This window comes from Saccharomonospora iraqiensis subsp. paurometabolica YIM 90007 (assembly GCF_000231035.2).
Classification (GTDB): domain Bacteria; phylum Actinomycetota; class Actinomycetes; order Mycobacteriales; family Pseudonocardiaceae; genus Saccharomonospora; species Saccharomonospora paurometabolica.
Genome location: NZ_KI912209.1, coordinates 4,479 through 6,657 on the forward strand (window position 1 = coordinate 4,479; position 2,179 = coordinate 6,657).

Annotated in this window: 3 protein-coding genes; all 3 read left to right on the forward strand. The window is 73.7% G+C overall.

Annotated features, from left to right (window positions below; all coding sequences use genetic code 11):
- The coding region (locus tag SACPADRAFT_RS0203370) for a protein-L-isoaspartate(D-aspartate) O-methyltransferase (protein WP_007027363.1) at positions 1-597 on the forward strand (597 nt) is incomplete at its 5' end.
- Positions 598-701: 104 nt separating this feature from the next.
- A complete protein-coding gene (locus SACPADRAFT_RS0203375; RefSeq protein WP_007027362.1) occupies positions 702-1,418 on the forward strand; it encodes a polyamine aminopropyltransferase in 717 nt (238 codons plus the stop codon).
- Between the two features lie 138 nt (positions 1,419-1,556).
- The coding region (locus tag SACPADRAFT_RS0203380; protein ID WP_007027361.1) for a YeeE/YedE thiosulfate transporter family protein at positions 1,557-2,179 on the forward strand (623 nt) is incomplete at its 3' end.

The window sequence follows — 2,179 nt, forward strand, 5'->3', positions numbered from 1 at the left end:
GGGGTGACCGACGCGCGGCTGCTCGCGGCGGTGCGCGCGGTGCCCCGTGCCGCGTTCGTGCCCGACGAGCACGCCGGGCGGGCCTGCTCCGACGAACCGGTGCCGATCGGGCACGGCCAGGTGAGCACCCAGCCGTCACTGTCCTGCCGCATGATCGAGGGTCTGGCGCTGTCCGGCGGCGAGCACGTGCTGGAGATCGGCACCGGCACCGGCTACCAGGCGGCCCTGCTCTCCCGGCTGGTAGCCGACGTAGTCAGCGTCGAGTACCGCGCCGACCTCGCCGCCACGGCCCGCCGCACCCTGGCCGGGCTCGGGGTCACCACGGTGCGGGTGCTGACCGGGGACGGCACCCTCGGGGCGCCGGAGTCCGCGCCGTTCGACGCGGTCCTCGTCTCGGCCGCGTATCCCCGGGTGCCGACTCCCCTGGTCGACCAGCTCCGCGTCGGGGGCAGGCTGGTGCAGCCGATCGGCGCGGGCGGCCACGAGACGGTGGTCGCGTTCGAGCGCACCCCGGAGGGACTCGTGCGCCGGGAGGAGCTGCTCCCGGCGCGGTTCGTCCCGCTGCACGGGCGACACGGCTTCCCCGAGCCGGAGTGAGCGGACCCGGCGGTGCGGATCTTCCTTGGCGGACACCGCTCCCCCGCGCTGTCCTCCCCGGCGTAGACTGCCCCGGTCGCCGAGACGACCGGGACGGTGGTGCGATGCGCTTCGAGGAACTGGACTGGCGGCGCACGCCGCTCGGCGAGCTCGTGCTGCGGCGACGGTGGGATCCGGCCGTGCGGGCGGAGGTCTACGAGATCAAACTCGACGACGAGTTCCTCATGTCGAGCCTGTTCACCGTCTCCGAGACCCGGCTGGGGCAGTTGGCGGTGGCCGAGGCACCCGAGGGTGCGCTGGACGTCGCCGTGGGCGGGCTCGGCCTCGGCCACACGGCCCTCGCCGTGCTGGACGAGCCGCGTGTCCACTCGGTGACCGTGGTCGACGCGCTCGGCGAGGTAATCGACTGGCACCGGCGTGGGCTGCTGCCCGCCGGACAGCGGTTGGGCACCGACCCCCGCTGTCGGCTGGTGCACGCCGACTTCTTCGAGGTGATGCGCACCGGTGCCCCACTCGACCCGGACGCCCCCGGACGCCGTTATCACGCGCTCGTCGTCGACATCGACCACTCCCCGCGGCACCTGCTCGACCCGGCCAACGCCGACTTCTACGAACCCGACGGGCTGCGCGGGGTGGGCAGGCGGCTCACCCCGGACGGGGTGTTCGCCCTGTGGTCGAACGACCCACCGGACGAGGAGTTCACCGACCGGCTGGGGAAGCACTTCGTCCGTGCCCGCGCGGAGATCGTGCGCTTCCCCAACCCGCTGCAGAACCGCGAGGCCAGCAGCACCCTCTACCTCGCCGACACCCCGCGGGACTGACCGGCCGTACTCCGCGGCCGTCGCCGGTATCGCCCTGGAGTCACCGTGTCCACCGAAACCGACCACCGTCCCCTCCACGATCTTCTGCGCACCGCACCCACGTCCCGCCCGGTACCGCCACCACGCCCCGCCGGTCCGGTGCGGCTCACACCCCTGGTCGTCTCCGGTCTGCTGGCGGCCGGGTCGGCCTGGTACGTGTGGGCCGTGCACGGTCGGCGCTTCGTCGCGGTGCTGCTGATCGGGGTCTTCCTGGGGATCGCGCTGTTCCACTCGCGCTTCGGGTTCGGGGCGATGTGGCGGCAGATGCTCGCCGTCGGCAACGGTGCCGGGATCCGGGCCCACGCGCTCCTGTTCGCCACCGCCGCGACGCTGATCATGCTGATCGTGGCCACCGGGGTGGGACTGTTCGGCGCCACCCCGACCGTCGCTGCCCGGCCGATCGGCCTTCCCCTGTTCACCGGGGCGGTACTGTCCACCGCGGGGATGCAGCTCGCCGGAGCGTGTTCGGCGGGCATCCTGTACACGCTCGGCGCGGGCCGGTTGAGCCTCCTGCTCGTCCTGGGCGGCTTCATCGCCGGCTCGGTGTTCTACACCTGGGCGTTCCCGATCTTCGACGGCTGGCCCGAGGTCCCCGGGCTGCTGTTGGCCGACCAGGTCGGCTGGGGCGGCGCGTGGGCGAGCACCCTCGGTCTGTTGCTCGGAGCCGTCGTGCTGACCCGGGTGGCCCAGGCCCGGCGCGCCCCACCGCCCCGCGGCCCGGC

Coding starts and splice junctions, on each gene's coding strand:
- SACPADRAFT_RS0203375 (WP_007027362.1), top strand. CDS start 702: ATGCGCTTCGAGGAACTGGACTGGCGGCGCACGCCGCTCGGCGAGCTC.